The 17,643-nt window shown below is 67.2% G+C and carries 25 protein-coding genes; 5 read left to right on the top strand and 20 right to left on the bottom strand.

Annotated features, from left to right (window positions below; genetic code table 11):
- The first annotated feature begins 43 nt into the window (after positions 1–43).
- On the top strand, positions 44–1,744 hold the full coding sequence (locus tag EKM57_RS11345) for a glycosyltransferase family 39 protein (protein ID WP_129792615.1): 1,701 nt from the start codon (positions 44–46) through the stop codon (positions 1,742–1,744).
- Between the two features lie 6 nt (positions 1,745–1,750).
- Here EKM57_RS11345 and EKM57_RS11340 read toward each other — a convergent pair whose 3' ends face one another.
- The gene (locus EKM57_RS11340) at positions 1,751–2,833 is read right to left on the bottom strand and encodes a DUF354 domain-containing protein (RefSeq protein ID WP_206185397.1); all 1,083 of its coding nucleotides are present in this window, start codon (positions 2,831–2,833) and stop codon (positions 1,751–1,753) included.
- A 179-nt stretch (positions 2,834–3,012) separates the two neighbouring features.
- On the opposite strand from EKM57_RS11340, the gene EKM57_RS11335 reads away from it, so the two are divergent.
- Positions 3,013–3,912, top strand: coding sequence for a glycosyltransferase family 2 protein (locus EKM57_RS11335; RefSeq protein WP_129792613.1), 900 nt, complete (start codon positions 3,013–3,015; stop codon positions 3,910–3,912).
- 10 nt (positions 3,913–3,922) lie between these two features.
- Positions 3,923–4,642 carry a hypothetical protein gene (locus EKM57_RS11330; protein ID WP_129792612.1) on the top strand — a complete coding sequence of 240 codons (720 nt, stop codon included), beginning with the start codon at positions 3,923–3,925 and terminating at the stop codon, positions 4,640–4,642.
- A 77-nt stretch (positions 4,643–4,719) separates the two neighbouring features.
- On the opposite strand, the gene EKM57_RS11325 is transcribed toward EKM57_RS11330, so the two are convergent.
- Both EKM57_RS11325 and EKM57_RS11320 read right to left on the bottom strand, forming a co-directional pair.
- Positions 4,720–5,628, bottom strand: coding sequence for a lysylphosphatidylglycerol synthase domain-containing protein (locus EKM57_RS11325; protein ID WP_129792611.1), 909 nt, complete (start codon positions 5,626–5,628; stop codon positions 4,720–4,722).
- Positions 5,629–5,632: 4 nt separating this feature from the next.
- On the bottom strand, positions 5,633–6,622 hold the full coding sequence (locus tag EKM57_RS11320; RefSeq protein WP_129792610.1) for a glycosyltransferase family 2 protein: 990 nt from the start codon (positions 6,620–6,622) through the stop codon (positions 5,633–5,635).
- A gap of 195 nt (positions 6,623–6,817) precedes the next feature.
- On the opposite strand from EKM57_RS11320, the gene EKM57_RS11315 reads away from it, so the two are divergent.
- The gene (locus EKM57_RS11315) at positions 6,818–8,281 is read left to right on the top strand and encodes a hypothetical protein (RefSeq protein WP_129792609.1); all 1,464 of its coding nucleotides are present in this window, start codon (positions 6,818–6,820) and stop codon (positions 8,279–8,281) included.
- A gap of 46 nt (positions 8,282–8,327) precedes the next feature.
- A complete protein-coding gene (locus EKM57_RS11310; protein ID WP_165357366.1) occupies positions 8,328–9,437 on the top strand; it encodes a phosphatase PAP2 family protein in 1,110 nt (369 codons plus the stop codon).
- Between the two features lie 143 nt (positions 9,438–9,580).
- Here the strand turns inward: EKM57_RS11310 and EKM57_RS11305 are convergent, their stop codons facing one another.
- The 17 genes from EKM57_RS11305 to EKM57_RS11230 all read right to left on the bottom strand — a co-directional run bounded on the left by EKM57_RS11305 (position 9,581) and on the right by EKM57_RS11230 (position 17,602).
- Positions 9,581–9,787 (bottom strand): AlpA family transcriptional regulator, encoded by a 207-nt coding sequence (locus EKM57_RS11305; protein ID WP_129792607.1) that lies wholly within the window; start codon positions 9,785–9,787, stop codon positions 9,581–9,583.
- Between the two features lie 114 nt (positions 9,788–9,901).
- The gene (locus tag EKM57_RS11300; protein ID WP_129792606.1) at positions 9,902–10,135 is read right to left on the bottom strand and encodes a hypothetical protein; all 234 of its coding nucleotides are present in this window, start codon (positions 10,133–10,135) and stop codon (positions 9,902–9,904) included.
- Positions 10,132–10,452: a hypothetical protein gene (locus EKM57_RS11295; protein ID WP_129792605.1), complete on the bottom strand. Its 321-nt coding sequence runs from the start codon at positions 10,450–10,452 to the stop codon at positions 10,132–10,134. Before EKM57_RS11295 ends, EKM57_RS11300 begins: the two co-directional genes overlap by 4 nt.
- Positions 10,449–12,137: an ATP-binding protein gene (locus EKM57_RS11290; protein WP_129792604.1), complete on the bottom strand. Its 1,689-nt coding sequence runs from the start codon at positions 12,135–12,137 to the stop codon at positions 10,449–10,451. Before EKM57_RS11290 ends, EKM57_RS11295 begins: the two co-directional genes overlap by 4 nt.
- Positions 12,130–12,309 (bottom strand): hypothetical protein, encoded by a 180-nt coding sequence (locus tag EKM57_RS11285; RefSeq protein ID WP_129792603.1) that lies wholly within the window; start codon positions 12,307–12,309, stop codon positions 12,130–12,132. Before EKM57_RS11285 ends, EKM57_RS11290 begins: the two co-directional genes overlap by 8 nt.
- Positions 12,302–12,568 (bottom strand): hypothetical protein, encoded by a 267-nt coding sequence (locus tag EKM57_RS21875; protein WP_165357364.1) that lies wholly within the window; start codon positions 12,566–12,568, stop codon positions 12,302–12,304. The genes EKM57_RS11285 and EKM57_RS21875 overlap by 8 nt, the downstream gene beginning before the upstream one ends.
- Positions 12,565–12,816, bottom strand: coding sequence for a hypothetical protein (locus EKM57_RS21870; RefSeq protein WP_165357362.1), 252 nt, complete (start codon positions 12,814–12,816; stop codon positions 12,565–12,567). Before EKM57_RS21870 ends, EKM57_RS21875 begins: the two co-directional genes overlap by 4 nt.
- Complete coding sequence (locus tag EKM57_RS11275; protein ID WP_129792601.1) at positions 12,813–13,208, bottom strand: hypothetical protein; 396 nt, start codon at positions 13,206–13,208, stop codon at positions 12,813–12,815. The genes EKM57_RS21870 and EKM57_RS11275 overlap by 4 nt, the downstream gene beginning before the upstream one ends.
- On the bottom strand, positions 13,205–14,629 hold the full coding sequence (locus EKM57_RS11270) for a ParB/RepB/Spo0J family partition protein (RefSeq protein WP_129792600.1): 1,425 nt from the start codon (positions 14,627–14,629) through the stop codon (positions 13,205–13,207). Before EKM57_RS11270 ends, EKM57_RS11275 begins: the two co-directional genes overlap by 4 nt.
- A 1-nt stretch (position 14,630) precedes the next feature.
- Complete coding sequence (locus EKM57_RS11265) at positions 14,631–15,026, bottom strand: hypothetical protein (RefSeq protein ID WP_165357360.1); 396 nt, start codon at positions 15,024–15,026, stop codon at positions 14,631–14,633.
- On the bottom strand, positions 15,026–15,280 hold the full coding sequence (locus EKM57_RS11260; RefSeq protein WP_129792598.1) for a hypothetical protein: 255 nt from the start codon (positions 15,278–15,280) through the stop codon (positions 15,026–15,028). The genes EKM57_RS11265 and EKM57_RS11260 overlap by 1 nt, the downstream gene beginning before the upstream one ends.
- Before the next feature lie 106 nt (positions 15,281–15,386).
- Positions 15,387–15,629 carry a DUF2312 domain-containing protein gene (locus tag EKM57_RS11255; protein ID WP_129792597.1) on the bottom strand — a complete coding sequence of 81 codons (243 nt, stop codon included), beginning with the start codon at positions 15,627–15,629 and terminating at the stop codon, positions 15,387–15,389.
- The gene (locus EKM57_RS11250) at positions 15,622–15,831 is read right to left on the bottom strand and encodes a hypothetical protein (RefSeq protein ID WP_129792596.1); all 210 of its coding nucleotides are present in this window, start codon (positions 15,829–15,831) and stop codon (positions 15,622–15,624) included. Before EKM57_RS11250 ends, EKM57_RS11255 begins: the two co-directional genes overlap by 8 nt.
- A gap of 124 nt (positions 15,832–15,955) precedes the next feature.
- Entirely contained in the window at positions 15,956–16,318 is a 363-nt protein-coding gene (locus EKM57_RS11245) for an ogr/Delta-like zinc finger family protein (RefSeq protein WP_206185396.1), read from the bottom strand.
- The gene (locus tag EKM57_RS11240; protein WP_129792595.1) at positions 16,315–16,833 is read right to left on the bottom strand and encodes a hypothetical protein; all 519 of its coding nucleotides are present in this window, start codon (positions 16,831–16,833) and stop codon (positions 16,315–16,317) included. Before EKM57_RS11240 ends, EKM57_RS11245 begins: the two co-directional genes overlap by 4 nt.
- Positions 16,830–17,264, bottom strand: coding sequence for a hypothetical protein (locus EKM57_RS11235; protein WP_129792594.1), 435 nt, complete (start codon positions 17,262–17,264; stop codon positions 16,830–16,832). The genes EKM57_RS11240 and EKM57_RS11235 overlap by 4 nt, the downstream gene beginning before the upstream one ends.
- Positions 17,264–17,602, bottom strand: a complete 339-nt coding sequence (locus EKM57_RS11230) for a hypothetical protein (protein ID WP_165357358.1) — start codon at positions 17,600–17,602, stop codon at positions 17,264–17,266. Before EKM57_RS11230 ends, EKM57_RS11235 begins: the two co-directional genes overlap by 1 nt.
- Between the last annotated feature and the right edge of the window lie 41 nt (positions 17,603–17,643).

Genomic DNA, 17,643 nt, shown 5'->3' with positions numbered 1-17,643 from the left:
CAGCGTTGACGACCTGTTTACCTCGTTTTGCCGATAAGGGGGCATGACGGCGGGCCATACTTCCTCGAGCGACCTCAGGCTGGAGGGAAAGCCCTCGCTCGCGAAGTCTGCGAACATCTGGCTTGCGGCCGCCATCTTGGTGTCGCTGACGATCCAAGCGGGCCTCGTTGTTCTGCAACCGGTGAACTGGGACGAGTTCCGCTTCCTGGCCGACGTGCATGCCTATCGACGGGGCGAGCTCACCGCCTGGCTTCAGACGCTGCACGTCCAACTGTTCTTCTGGCTTCCAAGCCTGCCCCTATCGGAGGTGGATCAGGTCATCGTTGCGCGTGTGGCAGTGTTCCTCCTCGAGCTGGGGACGGTCTTCCTGATCCATCGATGCGCGCGCCGCTTCATGGAGCCGACGCCGGCTCTGGTCGCGGTCCTCTGCTACGTGGCGGGGAGCTACGTGATCCGCCACGGGGCCAGCTTCCGCTTCGATCCCCTGGCGATTTTCCTGCTAATGGCCTCGCTCGCGCTGGCTCTGGAGAGGAAGCGGAGCCGGCTCGCCGCGGCGGGCGTGGGTGCTATGACCGCCCTCGCTGGTCTTGTCACCATGAAGGCGATCTTCTTCGCGCCGACGATCGCGATCGCGGCCGTTTGCCGTCCGGAATGCACCGAAGACTGGCGGGGCAGCATTCGCCGCCTCGCGACGATCGCCGTCGCGGGGCTCCTTACCTTCGGCCTGGTCGCATGGCTTCACGCATCATCTCTGGCGACCGAGACCGGAGCGGGGCCGGAGATGGTCGCTCACGGCTTCCGCAAAACCATCCTTGAGGCCGGGCTTGTGCCGAGGCTCGACGTGCTCGTCCGCTCGCTCGTGAGCGATCCATTCGTCTGGACGATCATCCTGGTGGGGCTCGGCTATGCCCTGGGCGATTGGCGCGCGGGGCGGCAGCCTCGGGAAAGCCTTCTGATCCTGATCGGCCTGGCCCTCCCTCTGCTCAGCCTCCTCTTCTACAGGAACGCCTTTCCTTATTATTACGCGATGATGCTGGCGCCCGCGTCGATCCTGGCGGGCTATGCCGCAATGCGGATGGGACGGCTACGCAGCGGCATGGCCCTCGGCATCATCTTCGGCACCATGTCGCTTCACCACGGCCTGAACGCGTTGTCGCCTATACTGGCGGTCCAGCGGGCGCATGTCGAAGCTGTCCATGAAATCTTTCCTGAACCGGTCCCCTATATCGACCGCGCCTCGATGATTGGGTCCTTCCCCAAGAAGGGATTCTTCATGAGCAGTTGGGGAATGGAGAATTATCTCGCCGCCGGACGGCCGGTCATTCGCGACGTGCTGGTCCGCGAGGCACCGCTCTTCGTCCTCGTGAACAGTCCGGTGCTGAAAGAGGCATTGGGGCTAGCGCCATCGGCAGAGCAGCGGCTGCTCGACGAAGATCGGGCTGAGCTGCGCCGCAACTACATCCCGCACTGGGGAGCGCTCTGGGTAGCAGGCAAGGTCCTGGACGCGACACCGGCGGAACGCCGGTTCGAGCTGCTGATACCTGGTCTGTACACATTCGAAGGGCATCGGCCGGTAGTCCTCGATGGCCGCCTCATCTCGCCCGGAACTGCCGTCCGGTTGGGACGCGGAATGCATCGGATCGGAAGCCCGACCGGCGCCCAGCGGGTCCGGCTGCGTATCGGGCGTCGATTGGCGGCCCCGGCGCAGGCGGCCCAATCCTTACCCCTTTTCGGTCACCTTTGACTGGGGCTACTCGGTCTCGCGGGACGCAGGCCCGGCCCTCATCACGCGCTCTAGCTGATCAATGACGTAACGGTTGACGTCGCCCATTCGATCGGCGAACGCGCGCGCCCGCCGGCGAAAATGATCGGGATCTTGCAGGAGAGCTTTACGGAGCGCACCGTCGACGTCGCCGGCGGCGTCGAGGCGGTTGATGAGCCCAGCGGCCTCCTGTTCGGCGACGTAGCCATATTCCTCGTCGATCTGCAGAACCACCGGAACGCCGAGTGCTACGGCTTCGCTTGCAACGGTGATGCTCTCGCTGCAGCAAAGGCGGCAATGAGCGAGAAGATGGTGAAAGGCGGTTGCGCTTCCGCGATACCGCAACGGCTCAAGCTGAGGCGGTAGCTCGCCTTCCGAGGAGATATGCACCTTGCCGCGGGCGGCCAGCGCAGAGACGATGGCGGTCAGCCGATCCGTGGAGAAGCCGGCGCGGCCCGCGTCATGATTGGCGGCCCATGCGACGATTCGGACGAGGAAATTATCGCACGAGGGATCCAGGCCGGCCGACTCGGCGATCGGGCGCGATGGACGAAAGTGTTCCGGGTGAAGGTAGGCGAACTGCTTGCTGCCGGGGAATCGAAAGGTTCGGCCCTTCGCCTCCGGTCCCTGCCAACTGTCCGGAACGTGCCATTCGCTCACGAACGGAAGCGTGAGCCGGAGTTGCAGCGGTGCGTGCTCGGTGTCGTAGAATGCAAGGCTGGGCGTGCCCGTGAGCCTGCCAACCTGCGAGATGGCGACGCCGCCAAAGCCTACCATCACTTGAGGACGAAAGGCACGGACGAGGCGCCACAGCCGGTAATCGCGCTGCAGCAATTCGCGCATGAGCCCCGCACGGCCCCGGCCGGCGCTGGTGAGCGGCACGTGCGGCAGCTCAAGCTCGTCGAGCAGCGGGACGAGCACGTCCTTGTGGCGGCTGGCGATGCGGATTTCGACGCCTTCGGCCGCCAGCGCCCTGATCGCATGGCAGAAGAACAATGCGTCCGCCGGGTGGACGAGGTCGAAAAGAACTTTCCCTCGCCCTGCTGGTGGTTTGTGGCGCCGGTTCGTCATCCGCGGCATAATCGTGCGCTCGTGGATGACAGGCAAGGCGCGCTGTGTAGAATGAGAGGGATGGCGAGGGTCCAGACCCACAACCGGAGGGGGCCGTGACGGGGGGGATTTTTGTTGCCCAGCTACGAGCGAGGAGGGAGCAATGGAGAGATCATCGTGATTGATCCGGTCCTTGTTCGATGATTGACGCGATCACGGTGATCATTCCGGCTTACGGTCCCGGGCCGCATCTGGAGGAGGTCGTCGCCTCGCTGAAGCGCGAGCTTCCTGCCGGCGGCCGGATAATTATCTCCCACAGCGGCACGGGCAATCCGACCGGCCGTTTCGCTGACGACCCGGCGGTGAGGGTCTTGCATTCCAGCCAACGGTTGTTCGCCGGTGCCGCTCGCAACCGCGGCATGGCCGTGGCGGACACTGAATGGGTCGCCTTCATCGACGAGGACGTGGTGGTCGGCGAAGGCTGGTATGCCGCGCTGCGCCGCTCAATCGACGCCGGGGATGCGGACTGCGTTCTGGGAGCGATCGATTACGAGACCAGCGGTGGATATTGGGGAATGTCCTTGTGGTTCATCGAATTCGGCAGTGTCCATCCCTATATGCCGCGGCGTCCGATCACCGGCGGCCCGTCCGGCAACATGGCGATCCGCCGCAAGCGGTTCGCCGCCGTCGGCGGTTTTCCGGAGGATTGGAGGATGGGGCAGGATTCTCTCGCCCACTCGCGGCTGACCGCCGCAGGAAGTAGGATCATCTTCGATCCGGCGCTGGTGGTCCGCCACTACAATCTGCCCGGAGCGCGGCGGATGGTTCGGCACCTTTTCCATATCGGCCGCCACAGCGCGCGGCTGCGGCGCGAGCAGCCCGAGTTGGCCGGCGCCTGGGCAGTTCGTTGGCCTTTATGGTCCGCGGGGCTCTGGGCGGCTCGAACGGTGCAGATGGCGCGGCGGGTGCTCGGCGCACGAACGGCCCCAAAAACGCGTTTCCTGCTCCACCTGCCGGGCATCCTGATCGGCCTGGCCGCATGGAACAGCGGCTTCACACGCGAGGCGCTGTGGCCGAACTTCCAGGCCGGCGACTATTGAGCGCGGTGGTATGGGGGCAGCATTGAACTGGCGGGCGCGATACAGGAAGCCGCTCGACGTGGTGCGCTTTCCCTGGCGCTTCGCTTGGGCCGCGGCTGACCGCCTGGGCTGCTTCGGCAAGCCCGCGATCGACTCCTCTCCTCATCTAAATCCGGTCGCGCTTGCGCGGTGGCGCGACGCGATCGGCCGCTCGCGGGTCTATCTCGAATATGGCGCCGGCGGCTCCACAGTCGAGGCGGTGCAGTCGGTTTCGCATGTCCTGTCGGTCGAAACCAATAGGCGCTATCTTGAGTCGGTCGAGGCTAGGGTGGCGGCGATCCCCCAACGCGGCGCGTTCCACCCCATATATGTCGACATCGGATGGACGGCACCGTGGGGTCGTCCCCTCGTTACCTGGAACGTCAAAGCCCGCGTCGAGCGCTGGCGGCGCTATCCGGCGGCGCCATGGACCGAACTCGGCGACCTCCAGCTAGTGCCCGACTTTGTCTTCATCGACGGACGATTTCGGGCCGCGAGCATCCTGGAATCCTTCCTCAGCCTGCCGGTGGGCGCCGACTGCCTGTTCATGCTCGACGATTATGACGCCCGCACCGGCGACTATGGCCGTGCGCTCGCCTTCGCCACCGGCGTTAAGGAGTTCGATCGTACGATCACGTTCCGCCGCGATCCGGCTTTCGACCGCGAGGTGTGTCGCCAGCTTCTGGAGCGCCTATACTGTGATCCGGACTAGGTGATCTCACAAACCATTGACAAATTGGCCCGACTCACGCTTTCGGCCAAAGCGCAGAGCGTTTCCACCTTCGATGATCAGGCTCCAGCGGCCAGCGGATGCCCGCGGGCGCCCTTCCTGCCGTTGATGAGCAGCAGTGCGCCGACGATGAGTGAAAGGCCAAAGAGCCGGACCACGCGGCCTAGTGTGGCCGCGATGAAACCAAGCGCGGCGCCGATGCCGATCAGGCTCGAAAGCAGGGCCGCGGCCGATTCGCCGACACCGAGGCCGGAGGGGGCGAAGACGACCGCCGAGGAGATGAACGACGCGATCACGAAGATCGACGCCTGGAGGAAGCCGACCGAGGCGCCGACTGCGGTCAGGGCGAGCATGTAGCGGAACGCCTCTAGCGGAAAGGAGATGATTCGCATCAGGGCGACGACCGCTACGAGCCGCGGCTTGGCAAAGTGCGCGAAGCCGAAGCCGCCGAGCGCGAGCAGCGCGAGCCCCAGCGTAGCGAAGACTGAAGCGATGCGTTCTTGGCCGAGCCAGAACAGGGCTCCGCCCGAATAGAGGAAGGCCAGTCCGCCCCATACCGCCGACGACAGGAGGATCATTGCCGAGCCGCGGCCGTAGCCGACGCCGTGAACCTTCATCGCCGCAAGCTTGGCGAGCGCGCCGCCCGGCATCGGCAGCATGTTCGCGGCGCTCGTATATACGGTGAGCTCGAACGACGTCCGCCAAGTCATCGGCCCGCCGGCAATGCGGCTGATCGCATACATCTCCACTGAATTCAGCAGGGTCCCGATCGGCGCGCCGATCACGAGCAAAAGCAGCAGTGGCGCGAGCCTAACGCGGGCACCGAGATCGGGAATGCTCTGGAGCGACCACGCAAGGCCGCTTGCGAAGACGAGGAAGGCGAGCGCCAAGCCCCATTTGCGCAGCCGGTCACGTCGCCTGGCGATCCACTCGAACAGCTGATCGGCATTGGCTTGGATGGAGGTCACGCTGTCAGGCCGCGCGCTTGGGGCTGAGCCGCGGCGCTTCGGGCACCTGAGGCGAGGCTGCGGCCTCGATCCGCCGCACCCGTTCCAGGACCGTCTCGAGCAATTGCCGGTTGCGCCCAACCAGATCCGCGACGATCCCGAACATCGTCGAAAACACGCCGAGGATGATGAGCACGCCACCGAGCACCAGCGACTGAACGTGCCCCCCGCCGTCGCCAGTCGCGTAGAAATAGAGGAACCTGACGATCGGAATCAGCCCGGCCACCGCCGCCACCGCGCCGGCAGTCACGAACACGCGCAACGGATTGTACATGGCGTAAGCACGGGCGAGCGTGATGCCGGTGTTGATGATGAACTGCGGAATGCTCGAGAAAAGCCGCGAGGGCCGCACCGCCGGATTCGTGCGGACCGGCACCGAGGCGATCGCCATGCGCTTTCGCCCGGCCTGGATGAGCATCTCCGTCGTGTAGGAGAAACTCGAAACGATGTAGATGCGCTGCGCGGCGGCTCGGGTCATGGCGCGAAAGCCGCTGACCGCGTCCGGCACGCGGACTCCCGAGAAGCGCTGGACGACGGCGCTGCCCATGGCTTGGAGCAGGCGCTTTCCTCGCCCGAAATGCACATTGTCGCGGACCTGTCGGTCGCCGACGACGATGTCGGCGCGGCCTTCTAGGATTGGCGCGATCAGCGCTTCGATGTCGCGGGAATCATATTGGTTGTCGGCGTCAGTGTTGACGATGATGTCAGCACCCGCCGCTAGGGCCGCGTCGATCCCGCTCTGGAAGGCTGCCGCCAGACCGCGGTTCGTCCGGTGCCGAACGATATGGTGGACTCCAGCCCCAGCCGCGGCGTCGCCCGTGCCGTCGGAGCTGCCGTCGTCGACGATGAGATATTCGATCTCGTCGATACCGGTGATGCGCCGCGGAAGAGCCCGTAAGGTTTCAGGGAGGCTACCTAGCTCGTTAAAGCAGGGAATTTGAATGACAAGCTTCATTCTGTCCTGGACCCTCGCGTCCGAAAGCGCCTGCGTGACGGTGACGAGGTAATTCCCGTTGGTTAACAAGTTCGAAAGACGAACTGCCGAGCGTGGCGTTAACCATCGATTACCCTCTTAGCGCGAAAAAGGCGTTTGCCGGACCGCCGCCAGACCATCCACGGCTCGACACTGGCGCAGCAATCGGGGCAGTCAATGGATCTGAAGCTTATGGAACGTGCCGGGGCCGACCTGATCCTGCCGTGCGCCATCTGCATTGCCGTGCTGGTCTATCTCTCCTTCGCGCCGGCGTTGTTTAACGACGGCGACACGAGCTGGCATCTGGCCGCCGGGCGGTGGATGATCGAGGCGGGATCGATTCCTCGTGTCGATCCCTTCTCCTTCACCCATGCCGGTCAACCTTGGACGGCGCACGAATGGCTTGCGGAACTCCTGATGGCGGGGGCGTTCCGGCTGGGGTCATGGGGTGGCCTGTCGCTCCTGTTCGCAACCTCGGCCGCGGCGACGCTCTGGATCGTGGCGCTCCAGGCGCGTCGCCTGGCGCTGCCGTCGTCCGCGTCGGCGGCTCTCATCCTCGCGCTCTTCATCGTCCTCGCGCCGTTCATCGTCGCCCGGCCGCACGTTCTCGCCTGGCCGCTTCTCGCTTTGTGGGCGATCCTGATGTTGCGCGCCCGCGAGGCCGGCCGTAGTCCGCCACTGTCCGCGGCGCTTCTGATGCTGCTCTGGGCGAACCTGCACGGCAGCTTCCTGTTCGGCCTCCTCATGATCCTGCCTTTCGCCCTCGAAGCGCTTGTCGCGGACCGGGCGCGGATGCCGACGATCATAGGCTGGGGCGCCTTCTTCATCCTTTCCCTGGTCGCTGCGATTGCCACTCCGCACGGCATCGACGGACTTCGCTTTCCGCTCGCGGTGAGCCGGATGGAATCGCTGCCGCTCATCATGGAGTGGCGGGCCACCGACCTCACCGAAAGCGTCGGCTTCGCCTTGGTCCTGGCGGGCATGGCTGCGTTCGCTCTCTATCGGCGACTGCGGATTCCGCCGGTCCGGCTGCTGTTCCTCGGTCTTCTGCTCCTCATGGCCTTCGCGCATGTGCGTCACCAGGCGCTGCTGGGGATCATCGGCTCGCTGCTGTTGATCGAGCCGCTTGCCCAATCGTTCGGCGCGAAGACGGCAGGTGGGAATGGGAGGCCGCTTCCCCGGTCCGTCGCACTCGTGATTGCCGGCTCGGTCCTCCTCGTGTGGGCGGTGCGCCTTCCGATCGACCTTTCGCCGGGCGACAGCGGGTCCAATCCGCGTACGGCCATCGCGCATATCCCCGCCGCCTTGCGCAATGTTCCGGTGCTCAACGGCTACGGTTTTGGTGGACCTCTCATCCTGGACGGGATTCGCCCGTTCATCGACGGGCGGGCGGACCTTTACGGCGACGCCCACATGTTCGAGCATCAACGTATCATCAGCGGAGACCGCCAGGCGTTCGAACGTGCACTGCAACAGTGGGGGATCGGCTGGACGATCCTCCCGCCGGACAGCCGCCTTGCCGCAAGGCTCGACCGCGAGCCCGGCTGGCGCCGCATTCATGCCGATCGTTGGGCAGTAATCCATGTCGCCGATGTCCCGGCTGCCGCGGGCAGCGGCAGTGGAGCGTCGCCCATTAGCTGAGGGGCGCCTTTACGCTCATTTTACCATGCTTCGCCTAACCGGAGGCATGCGATCGCCTTGGACTTCCGCTTCGAGCAGGCTCGTCCGTACGGAGGCGACCTTCGCCGCCTTGGCCTTCGCCATGGTCGCCGCCTTCGCCCTTGTCGTCCTTCTGGACGAGGACGTCTCTACCATCGCGTTTGCCGAACTCGCCGCCGCTTATGTCGGCGTCACCCTACTCATCGTCGGTACTGCGTGCCTGCTGCTTGCCGCCGGCGCGGTCTGGAAAGCGGGACGGGCCAGCCGCTGGAAGGCGAGTCCGATGGACGCCGCGCGTGCCGCCATTCTGAACAAGTGGCGAGAGGACCGTCTGCTGAGCCTCGCCTGGCCGGCCGGCGTCTTCTTGTTGCTGATGCCGAGCTTCAACGCGTTCAAGCAGCGCATTCTTCCCGATGCCGGCTTTCTCTACGACCCCGAGCTTGCGGCGATCGACCGCGCCTTTTTCGGGACCGACCCCGGGCTCTGGCTCCACGACACGATCGGGTCGCCTGTCGCGACGGCGCTGCTCGACGCCCTCTACCATGGCTGGTTCCTCCCGACGACGCTGGGTGTGGCGATGGTCGGACTGTGCGCGGGGACGCGCACCCGGGCGCAATATATGATCGCTTATGTCGGCGTGTGGATCATTCTGGGTGCCGTGCTCGCTTTCCTGGTCCCGGCGGCCGGGCCGGCTTTCTACGCCGCCTTGGTAGATCCGGGTCAGGCCGGGCCATTCACGGCGGTTGCCGACCGGCTAGCAGCAACGAGCGGGGGTGGGCTGCTCACCTCGCTCCACAATCAGCAATATCTGATCGCCAATCTCGACCGACCCGCTCTCGTCGTTGGGGGCGGGATCTCGGCAATCCCTTCTGTGCACAATGCGCTGGCCGTCCTGTTTGCGCTGGCAAGCTTTCGGATCGGTCGCCTGTGCGGCCTCGCCATGTCGGCCTTCGCCCTGATGATCTGGATCGGGTCAGTCTACCTCAATTGGCATTATGCGATCGACGGGGTCGTCGGCGCGGTCGGCGCGCTCCTGCTGTGGTTCGGGGCGGGGGCGCTGGTCGACCGGCTGATGCGGACCGGATCCGATGCCGCCGCGCCGGCCTCGCGTCCGCCGGAGCTGATCGCCGAAACCTGAGCCGAGAGCTTTGGTGTCGTTGATTCAGAAGATGTGGAGGCCCGAGCCTCTGTCGAACTGAGCATGCTAACCCCCTTGATTCTGTTGACAGCGATGTTGGTGTGATTCGGGGTGGTGCCCCCAGGAATGCCCCCGGCGTGCGGCTATGCGTGGCGCTCGGCGGTGGGCTGGCGGTCCTTCCAGGCTTCGATCCAGGAGGCCGGCCAGGCTACGGCGCGGCGGCCGATTCGCTTCGGCCGCGGCAAGTGCCTGGGATCTTCGGGCGGCAGCTGCATCATTTCGTAGATGGCGCTGCGCTTGAGGCCGAGCTCCCGTTCGACTTCGGGGCGGCGCAAGAGGCGGTCGGACATGGGCGTTACTCGTCTTGGGTACAGGTTGGTTCGATTGTTGGGCGAGAGGTTGGCGCCGGAGCCGGCGCCGTGACGGTCAGGGCGGCGCGCGCGCGGAGATGCACGGCGTCTCGTTCACATCGGCGCCTTGCAGAGCTCGAGCGCCTGGGCCTCGGAGAATCCGGCGTCGACGTAGGCCTGGAACATCAGCCGGCGGTGGCTGGCGATCTCAGGCGCGAGCTCGGCGAAGAGGCGCCACATCCGGACCAGCTCCTCGATCGCCTGGCGGAATTTCTCGGCGTCCGCCTGCTGGGCGCCCAGCAGCGCCTGGATGCCGGCGAGGTTCGGCTTCTTGCTTTCGTCGCTCACAGGGGCAGCTCCGGTTGGCGCCAGGTCGGCGCGGGTGGGCGATTGAGGATCTCGGCGACATGCCGATCGGCGCGGCCGGCGGCTTCATCCCAGGCTCGGCCTAGGCGGCCGTAGGCGGCGCGATCGTCGCGATCGGCGCGCCAGAGGGCGTCTCGAAGGCTGGGCGTGAGCTTGAAGAAATGCGCCCTGCAGCCCCAGCTCGAATGTGTGGCGCGCCGCGTGCAGCCGGGCCAGCGGCAGGGCAGGGGCTTCGGCGCCTGCCGCCGCCGCCTCGAGCGCGTGCAGACGATCGCGCCGGCGATGCGGTGGCATGTCATCGGCCGCTCCCCATGATCGACGGCGCCAGGCGGACGCGGGTTTTCTGTTCCTCGAGGAGGCCGTTGGAGCGAAGGCGGCCGAGATAGGTGCCGAAGGTGCCGCCCTTGGCGGACATGGCGAGATCGGCGGCGAGGCCTTCGCGGGTGACGAAGTGGGGCCAGCGCTTGACGAGGACGTCGACCATGCGGCGGACGCCGGGGATTCGTGCGCTCCAGAATAGTGCGAGGTCAGGGCCGGGATCCGGGAGCGGCTCGGGCTCGACGCCGGCGGCGGCCAGGCCGGCCTTGGTCGCGCCCCACAGGCCGCGGGTCTCCTCGACCAGGCCGGCCGAGCGCAGCGCGCTCTTGTAGGTGCCCCAGGTGCCGCCGGTCTTGGCGTAGCCGGCGAGCGTCGCCCATTGCGGCTCAGTCAGCATGGCCGGATAGATGCGCGCGAGGGCGAGCAGCGCCTTGCGGCCGCGCTGCAGGGACTTGTCCTGGTCGCCCGATGGTGGGGTGGGGGAGGCGCCACTGGAGCGTTTCGGGTTCGCTCGCGCCTCCCCCTCCGCCGGCGAACCGCGCCTGGAGGGGGGAATCTCCTCCTCGGTGCCGACGGAACTCAGGTTCGAATTGTTGTCGCTCGAGGGCAGGACCTGGCCGACCAGCCTCGCGACGTCTGCAAGGCAGCCATGATAGCTGGCCGCTATTGCGCTGTACCTCTCGGCCGAAGCTTTGAAGCTTGCGAGCTCGGCTTCAAGCGCGCGGATCCTCGCGTCCTTCTCGACGAGCAGCTGGCCAACCTCGGCGCCGGCCTCGTAAGCGGCGATTGCCGTTTCAACTTTCGGCTTTTGCAGGGCCGCGGCGATCGCCGAGACGTCGATCTCGCTGAGCATCTTCGGCTCGCGTTTCGCTTCGCCCGGGTCCGGCGTGCGGCTGCTGTCGAAGGTTTGCGGCATCGGGGTTCGGCCGAGCTCGAGGACGTGGTCGCGGGGACGGTAGAGATAGCGCTCGCCGACCTGCAGGGAGGGAAGGCGGGCCATGATCTCGTCATGCTCGGCCTTGGTGCCGTGGGCGCGGATGTAGGCGCCGAAGGCCTTTGTGTCGGTCGGGGCGGTGAGCTGGTGGGCGAAGATGGCCTGGGCCTGGCTCAATGCCTCCTTCGCGATCGAGGCCGGGCGCTGGGTGATCATCGACAGGACGAAGCCGTCGGACCGGCCGCGCTTGGCGATCCAGATCATGTCCTCCTGCAGCTCGAAGCCGGCCTCGTCCCGGGTCTTCTCCGGCACGTCTTCGTCGGCCTCGTCGGCGACCAGCTGGAAATGGCCGGCCGGCTTGCGGCGTAGCGCGCCGACGAAGTCGCGCATAAAGGCGCGCTGCTCGGCGCCGCTCCGCAGGCCCGAAAGGTCGATGACGGCCGAGACGCCGTCGCCGATCACCCTGCCGATCGTTGCCCCGTCGCCAGGTCCGAAGCGCAGCTGGCGATCGCCGCGGCGGCCGCCGAAGACAGGGATATCGAAGCCCGGGCCGGTGCCGGCGCGATTGGATCGCAGGCCATACCAGACGCCGGTATGGTCGGTGACGCAGGTGTGCCGGCGCTCGCGGAGCAGCTGCTCGACGTCGACGCGCGCGGTGGTGCTCTTCCCGCTGCCGCTGGCGCCGATATAGGCGCGGTGCTCGTCGAGGTGGGCGAATGTGCGTTCAGCCATCGGCCACCTCCGGCCAGCGACTAGGGCGGCATTCCCAGCGGGATCCTTCGACCAGGTGCTCGAGCACGTCGATCCGAGCGCGGGCGACGGCGAGGCGGTCGAGCGCACGGCGCCTCGCCTCCGCCAGGGCGGCAGCGGCAATCCAGCCGGCGATGGCGAGGACCTCAGCCACGGGCGGCCACTCCGCGACGCCAGGCGTTCATGACGGTCGCATGGTCCCGGTTGAGCGCGCGCGCGATTTGCCACCATGAGAAGCCGTGGTCGCGCCCGCGGACCGCGACCCGTTGGCGGGTCCGGAGCAGGTCCTGCCGTCGGCATTCGCTCCGAAGCTGACGAAGCGGGATCGCCGCTTGAGTCGCCTCGAGCACGACCAGGGCGGCCAAGTCCGCGGGCACGCGGGCGAGAAAGGCGAGGCGTTCAGTTTCGCTCATGACGCAGCCGGCGGGCTGCGCCGATCGGCGCGGTCGATGATGCGGGCGGCCGCGCGGGACATGCGACGCATGTCGGCGAAAAGGCGCGCTTCGCGGGCTTCCTCGATGGCCAGGCGGATGGCCGTGCCGATGCGGTACCAGCAGTCGGTGCAGAGCAAGCGATCGCGCCTCGGCCGCCGGCCGCAGCCGGCGGTGAGGCAGCAGGGCGGGCGCAATGCGCCGTGGCGGCGGTGGCGGCGCCGGATCACGACGACGCCGCTTCAGCCCGTTCATCGCGCCGGGCCAAGATCATCAGGCGCCCGCGGATCGAGTTGTTGCCGCGGCCCATCGTCCGGGCAATGCGGCTGAGCGGTTCGCCCTGCCGCTCGAGGCTGAGGAGCTGGGCGTCCTCGACCGGAGAGAATGGGCGCACTGTCCGTCCATTGCGGCGATAAGGCCGGTCACGCTGGGAGCTTGGTCGCCGACACTCCGGGGGCACATCGGCGCCGAGCCGAAGACATTGCCAGTCGATCGCGCCTCGGCTGACCAAGACTCCCTTGCGTTCGAAGTGGCGCTGGATCCGCGCGGTGGTCCAGCCCTGCTCGCGCAGCTCGGCCATTTCGTCGAGCTGGGCCTCGGTGAGAATGCGGCCGTGGGTCACGACGTCGCTTCCTCGGTCTCGAGCTGCTCGGCGGTCGCGGCTTCAACTTCCTCGGCGTTCTCCTCCGCCACGAGCGCGGCTTCTTCCTCGGCGAGCTCGGCCTGTTCCTGCTCGTAGAGGCGCTCGGCCTCGGCCATCGCGGCTTCGACGTCGGCCGCAGGGATCTTGATCAGCAACGCGATGACGAAGTTGCCATCGTCGTCCTGCTCGACCGGATCGATCCAGCTACCGTGGTTCGATGGCCAGAAGGCGCGGCCCTCGAGCGGGGTACCGGCCACCTTTGGCGCGGCGAGCCGGATGGCACGTTCCTCGATCGCCTCGCGGCGCTCGCGAGCGGCGCGCTGCTCGGGCGTCTCGGGCGTGTAGCCTGAGCGCGCCGGCTGAGATTCGGGCTCGGCGCGCACATAGCAATAGCCGAGTGGCTCGAGCGTCGATCCATCGCTGGCGATGGCGAACGCCATCACGGTGTCCGCTCGCTTCTCTTCGGGGACGCTGTCGGGATTCAGTCCATAAGCGCGCTTGAACCCGGCGGGGGCTTTCGGTTCGGCCCAGCTCGGGCCGCTCCATGGCTTGACGACGCCGTCCAGGAAGCCCTGCTCCTGGGCGAAGTGCTGGGCGTCCTCGGCGGTGCGCTTCGCGCAAAGCTTGTCGACGATCGACGGGTCGAGGATCACGTCCTTGTCCTCGGTGCCCATGAACAGCTCGCGCTCGATCCGGCCGCCGGCGGCGCGATAGGCGTCGAGCCCGACATAGATGACGGCGGGGTGGTCGATCGAATAGACCTTGCCCCTCATCGCATCGCGGATGGCCTTGGCGGAGTGGCCCCAGCTGCCTTTCTTCTCCTCGGCGGCGAAGACCTTCATCTGCAGCTTGTGGTCGGGATAGCTCGCGTAGGCCTTGGCCGCGTCGAGGCTGATCCGGTTCTCGCGCAGTGCGTCGAGGATCTCGGGCGCGAGGTCGGCCAGGCGAAGCCGCTGCTCGACGTGGCGCTCGGTGACGCCGAAGCGGCGGGCGCAGTTGGCGATCCGTTCAGACCGGTCGACGATGCCGCCCGATTCATAGCAATCGATGATGGTGGCGAAGGCGCGGAACTCGTCCGCCGGGTTCATCGGGATCCGGAGGTTCTCCGCGAGGCTGGCCTCGGTCGCGTCGTCGCGGGGAACGACCAGGCAGGGGACCGGCCAGTTGCGCGGCAGCTCCTTGCGCTCGACGAGCAGTTGCAGGGCGCGCAGGCGGCAACCGCCGGCGTCCACCTCGTAGAAGCCCTTCCCGGTCGGAGATTCGGAGACGACCAGGTTCTGCAGCAGGCCCTTCGAGCGGATCGAGGCGGCCATGCTCTCGATGTCGAGGTCGGGCGCGGGCGTCTTGCGCACGTTGCGCGGGGAAAGCAGCAGCTTGTTCAGGGGTACGGTGATCTGCATATCAGCCTCCGGTGCCAGTAGGGTTGGTGCCGCGATCCCCAGCCTGCGCTGGGGCAGGCGAGCTTCGGCGGCGGGCTTGCTCGCCAGCGTCGTCAGGCAACGGCGCTTCGGAGTTCGGGGACGGGGCGTCGGCTTCGGCCGGCGCCCCGGCTTCGATGGGGGCGGCGTCGGCGCCCGCGGGCTCGGCCGGCGCGGGGCTGTAGCGGACGCCGCAGAAGGGGCAGTAGGTCGGGATCGCGAGCATCGGCCCTTTTCGGGTCCGCCGCTCGATCTTCTCGGTTCCGATCGACGGATAGGTCGCAGAGGATCCGTCGCGGCCGAAGGCGAACGTCACCTGCAGCTTTGTGTTATGCTTCGCGAGCAGGCGGTCCATCGTCGCGATGCAGTCGCAGGCCATCACAGCACCTTCCGAAGGTCGATCGGGAACCAGCTCGAGGTGTTCGCGAGGGCGCGGGCCATCGCTTCGACCGATTCCGGATTGTGAAAGACGAGGGTCAGGACGGGTTCGCGGCGGCGACCGTCGGGCGGCACGTCGCTGCCGATCGGCCGGTCATGATCGCAGTCGTAGAAGTGGATCCGCGGCGGATTTTCGCCCGGATCCCCGCCGACCTGATAGCGGCCGACGCCGAGCTCTAGGACGAGGCCCGGCATCAGCGCAGGTTCCCCGTCAGCCAAAGAATGAGCATCGCTAGGATGAAGAGGGCGGAGGGCGCACCGATCACGAAGGCGCAGCCATCAATGTCGCTTTGCGCCGCCATCAGCTGAGCCCCAGCGCGGCTTTGTAGGTTTCGAGGAGGGCCTCGGCCTCCTGGCGGGCGTTCGCCTCCATCTTCCGGAGGCGGACGATCGCGCGCATCGTCTTCGGGTCGTAGCCGCGGGCCTTGCCCTCGGCATAGACGTCGCGGACGTCGTCGGAGATCCCGCGCTTCTCGTCCTCGAGGCGCTCGATCCGCTCGATCAGGCCGCGCAGCTCCTCGGCGGCGACGTTGGCTTCAGCCATGGAGCGCCACCGCGGCCGCGGCGATCGCCGGCCAGTGATGCGTGATCAGGATCGCAGCGGCGACGATGGCGCCCAGGCCGGCGCCGAGACCGGTGTCGATCACCGACTCCCTAATGTCCTGCCCCAGGGTAGAGCGGTTCGGCGCGCAGGCGCGGCATTCGCACCAGATCGGATGTATGGGCGTGGCCAGGTGGCGGTTCATGCTTGGTCCTTTCTTCAGGCAACAGAAAGGCCGTCCCGCCGGTACGGCGACGGGTGGTGATTGGTTCGGAAGAGGGAAAGCCGGGTTCCGGCCTGGCCCGCGGCCTAGGCCGGGGCAGGCTCGATCAGGCGCCGGTGGCTACGGCCTCGGCGCAGCCGTCATCATCATTCGCAGCGAGCGGCGGCACCTCCGGGCCGCAGCCGCCGGCGAACTTCGCCGGGGCGCCGTCGTCGTTGGCGGGCGTGGGAAGCGCCTTGCTGCGGGGCGGCGCCATTCGGAGGTTGATCTCCGGGTTGGGCCGCGCGCTGGGCGCGATGGTGTAGAGGATCTCGAGCGCGGCCGCGAAGGTGTGGCCGCATTCGAGGTTGGAGCATTGCATGTTCAGCTGCTTGTAGGTCGGACCTACGGCGCGGCTGCTCCTGGTTCGCGCTTTCTGCCCGCAATGCGGGCAGTCAATCGACAGGCGGGGGCCTGTGGCCATCGTCATTTCCCCTCCCCGGGGACGGATCCGGCGCGACCGGCAACGCCGGCAGGATCCGCTCGCACGTCGCTGCTCCGCCCCGCGCGGAGCTTGGCGAGCGTGTTGGTCTGGGCGGCGATCGATTCCTCGAGCTCGCGGATGGCGATCGCCTTCGTTCCGTCGCAGGCTCCCGGGCGGGCGGCCTGCATGACGGCGGCGATCGCATCGCCCGATTCCTTTGCTGCCGTCGCGCCTGCCTCCAGGATCGCGTCGGTCGAGAATAGCGCCCGCGCCGTGTCGGCCTCGAGCCGGGTGGAGTAGCACTGCCAGAAGGGGGCGCCGTCGCCGCCGGCTTCCTGATAGGCGACGTCCAGCGCGAGGGCGTCGTCGAGCGTGATGGCGGCGCTGGTGTCCGGATCGCTCCAGTTGCGCACGGTGCCTTCGCGCTTGCCGACGATCGCGGCGGCGTTGTCCCAGCCAATCAGCGCGGCGATCTGGGTGAGCGCGAGGTGGAAGGTGAGGGGGGCGCGGCGCTTGGTCATGCCCAGTGGCCCCCTCCGCGGTCATTGACTGCGTGCGCGGTCTCTTTCTCGAGCCCGATCAGCCTGGCCGAGCTGATCGGGCCGGCATCCGCCGGGCGGCTCCGAGTGAGTGGAGCAAGCTCGGGGGAGCGAGTTTGGAGACGGCTCCCTGGGTGGGTTTCACCGCCACCCGGCGGATGACTGGATCCCGGCCCGTCGGTACGTTGGGCGGGATCGGTGAGGTCTTCGAAGCGCTCGAGCGCCGAGCCGAGGCGGCGCAGCGCCGCATATTGAGCGGCGCGCAGTGGCGTTCCGGACTCGAGCTCGGCCCCGAAGGCTGCGAGCGTCGCGCCTGCGGCGCCGATGAGTTCGGCCGTCTCCGCCTTGGATTGCGCAACGAGCGCGCCGAAGGCCGGAGTCGATCGTCTCGACTTTCCCCCTTGCCCGCCCATCAGGAGACGGGCTCGCCGAGTTGGGAAATGGGCCGCCGATTCCGATCCGGATTCGGCGGCCCGCCCGCTATGGTGCGCCCAGCGGGGGTCAGTGCAACAGGGAGACCTTGCGGGGCAGCGGGATCAGAAGGGGCGGGATTAGCCGTATCCGGCCGCAGGCCGAGCTTCTTGGCGATCTGCAGCGACTTGCCGCGGATCGCTCTGCGCCTGCCCGACAGAATCTCGTAGACCAGCTTGGCCGCGAAGCCGTTCTCGCGTGACCAGTCCTCAACCGACTTGCCATCCAGGACCAGCTTGGCGCGAGCTTCACGAATCGACTGCGCAGGGATCGGGCCCAAGATTGACTCGGCAGGTATCACGGCTTCGCCTAAACTGTGGA

This window comes from Sphingosinicella sp. CPCC 101087 (assembly GCF_004151485.1).
Taxonomy (GTDB): domain Bacteria; phylum Pseudomonadota; class Alphaproteobacteria; order Sphingomonadales; family Sphingomonadaceae; genus Allosphingosinicella.
The sequence above is the reverse complement of the archived record's forward strand: the minus strand, read 5'-3'. Positions and strand labels throughout refer to the sequence as shown.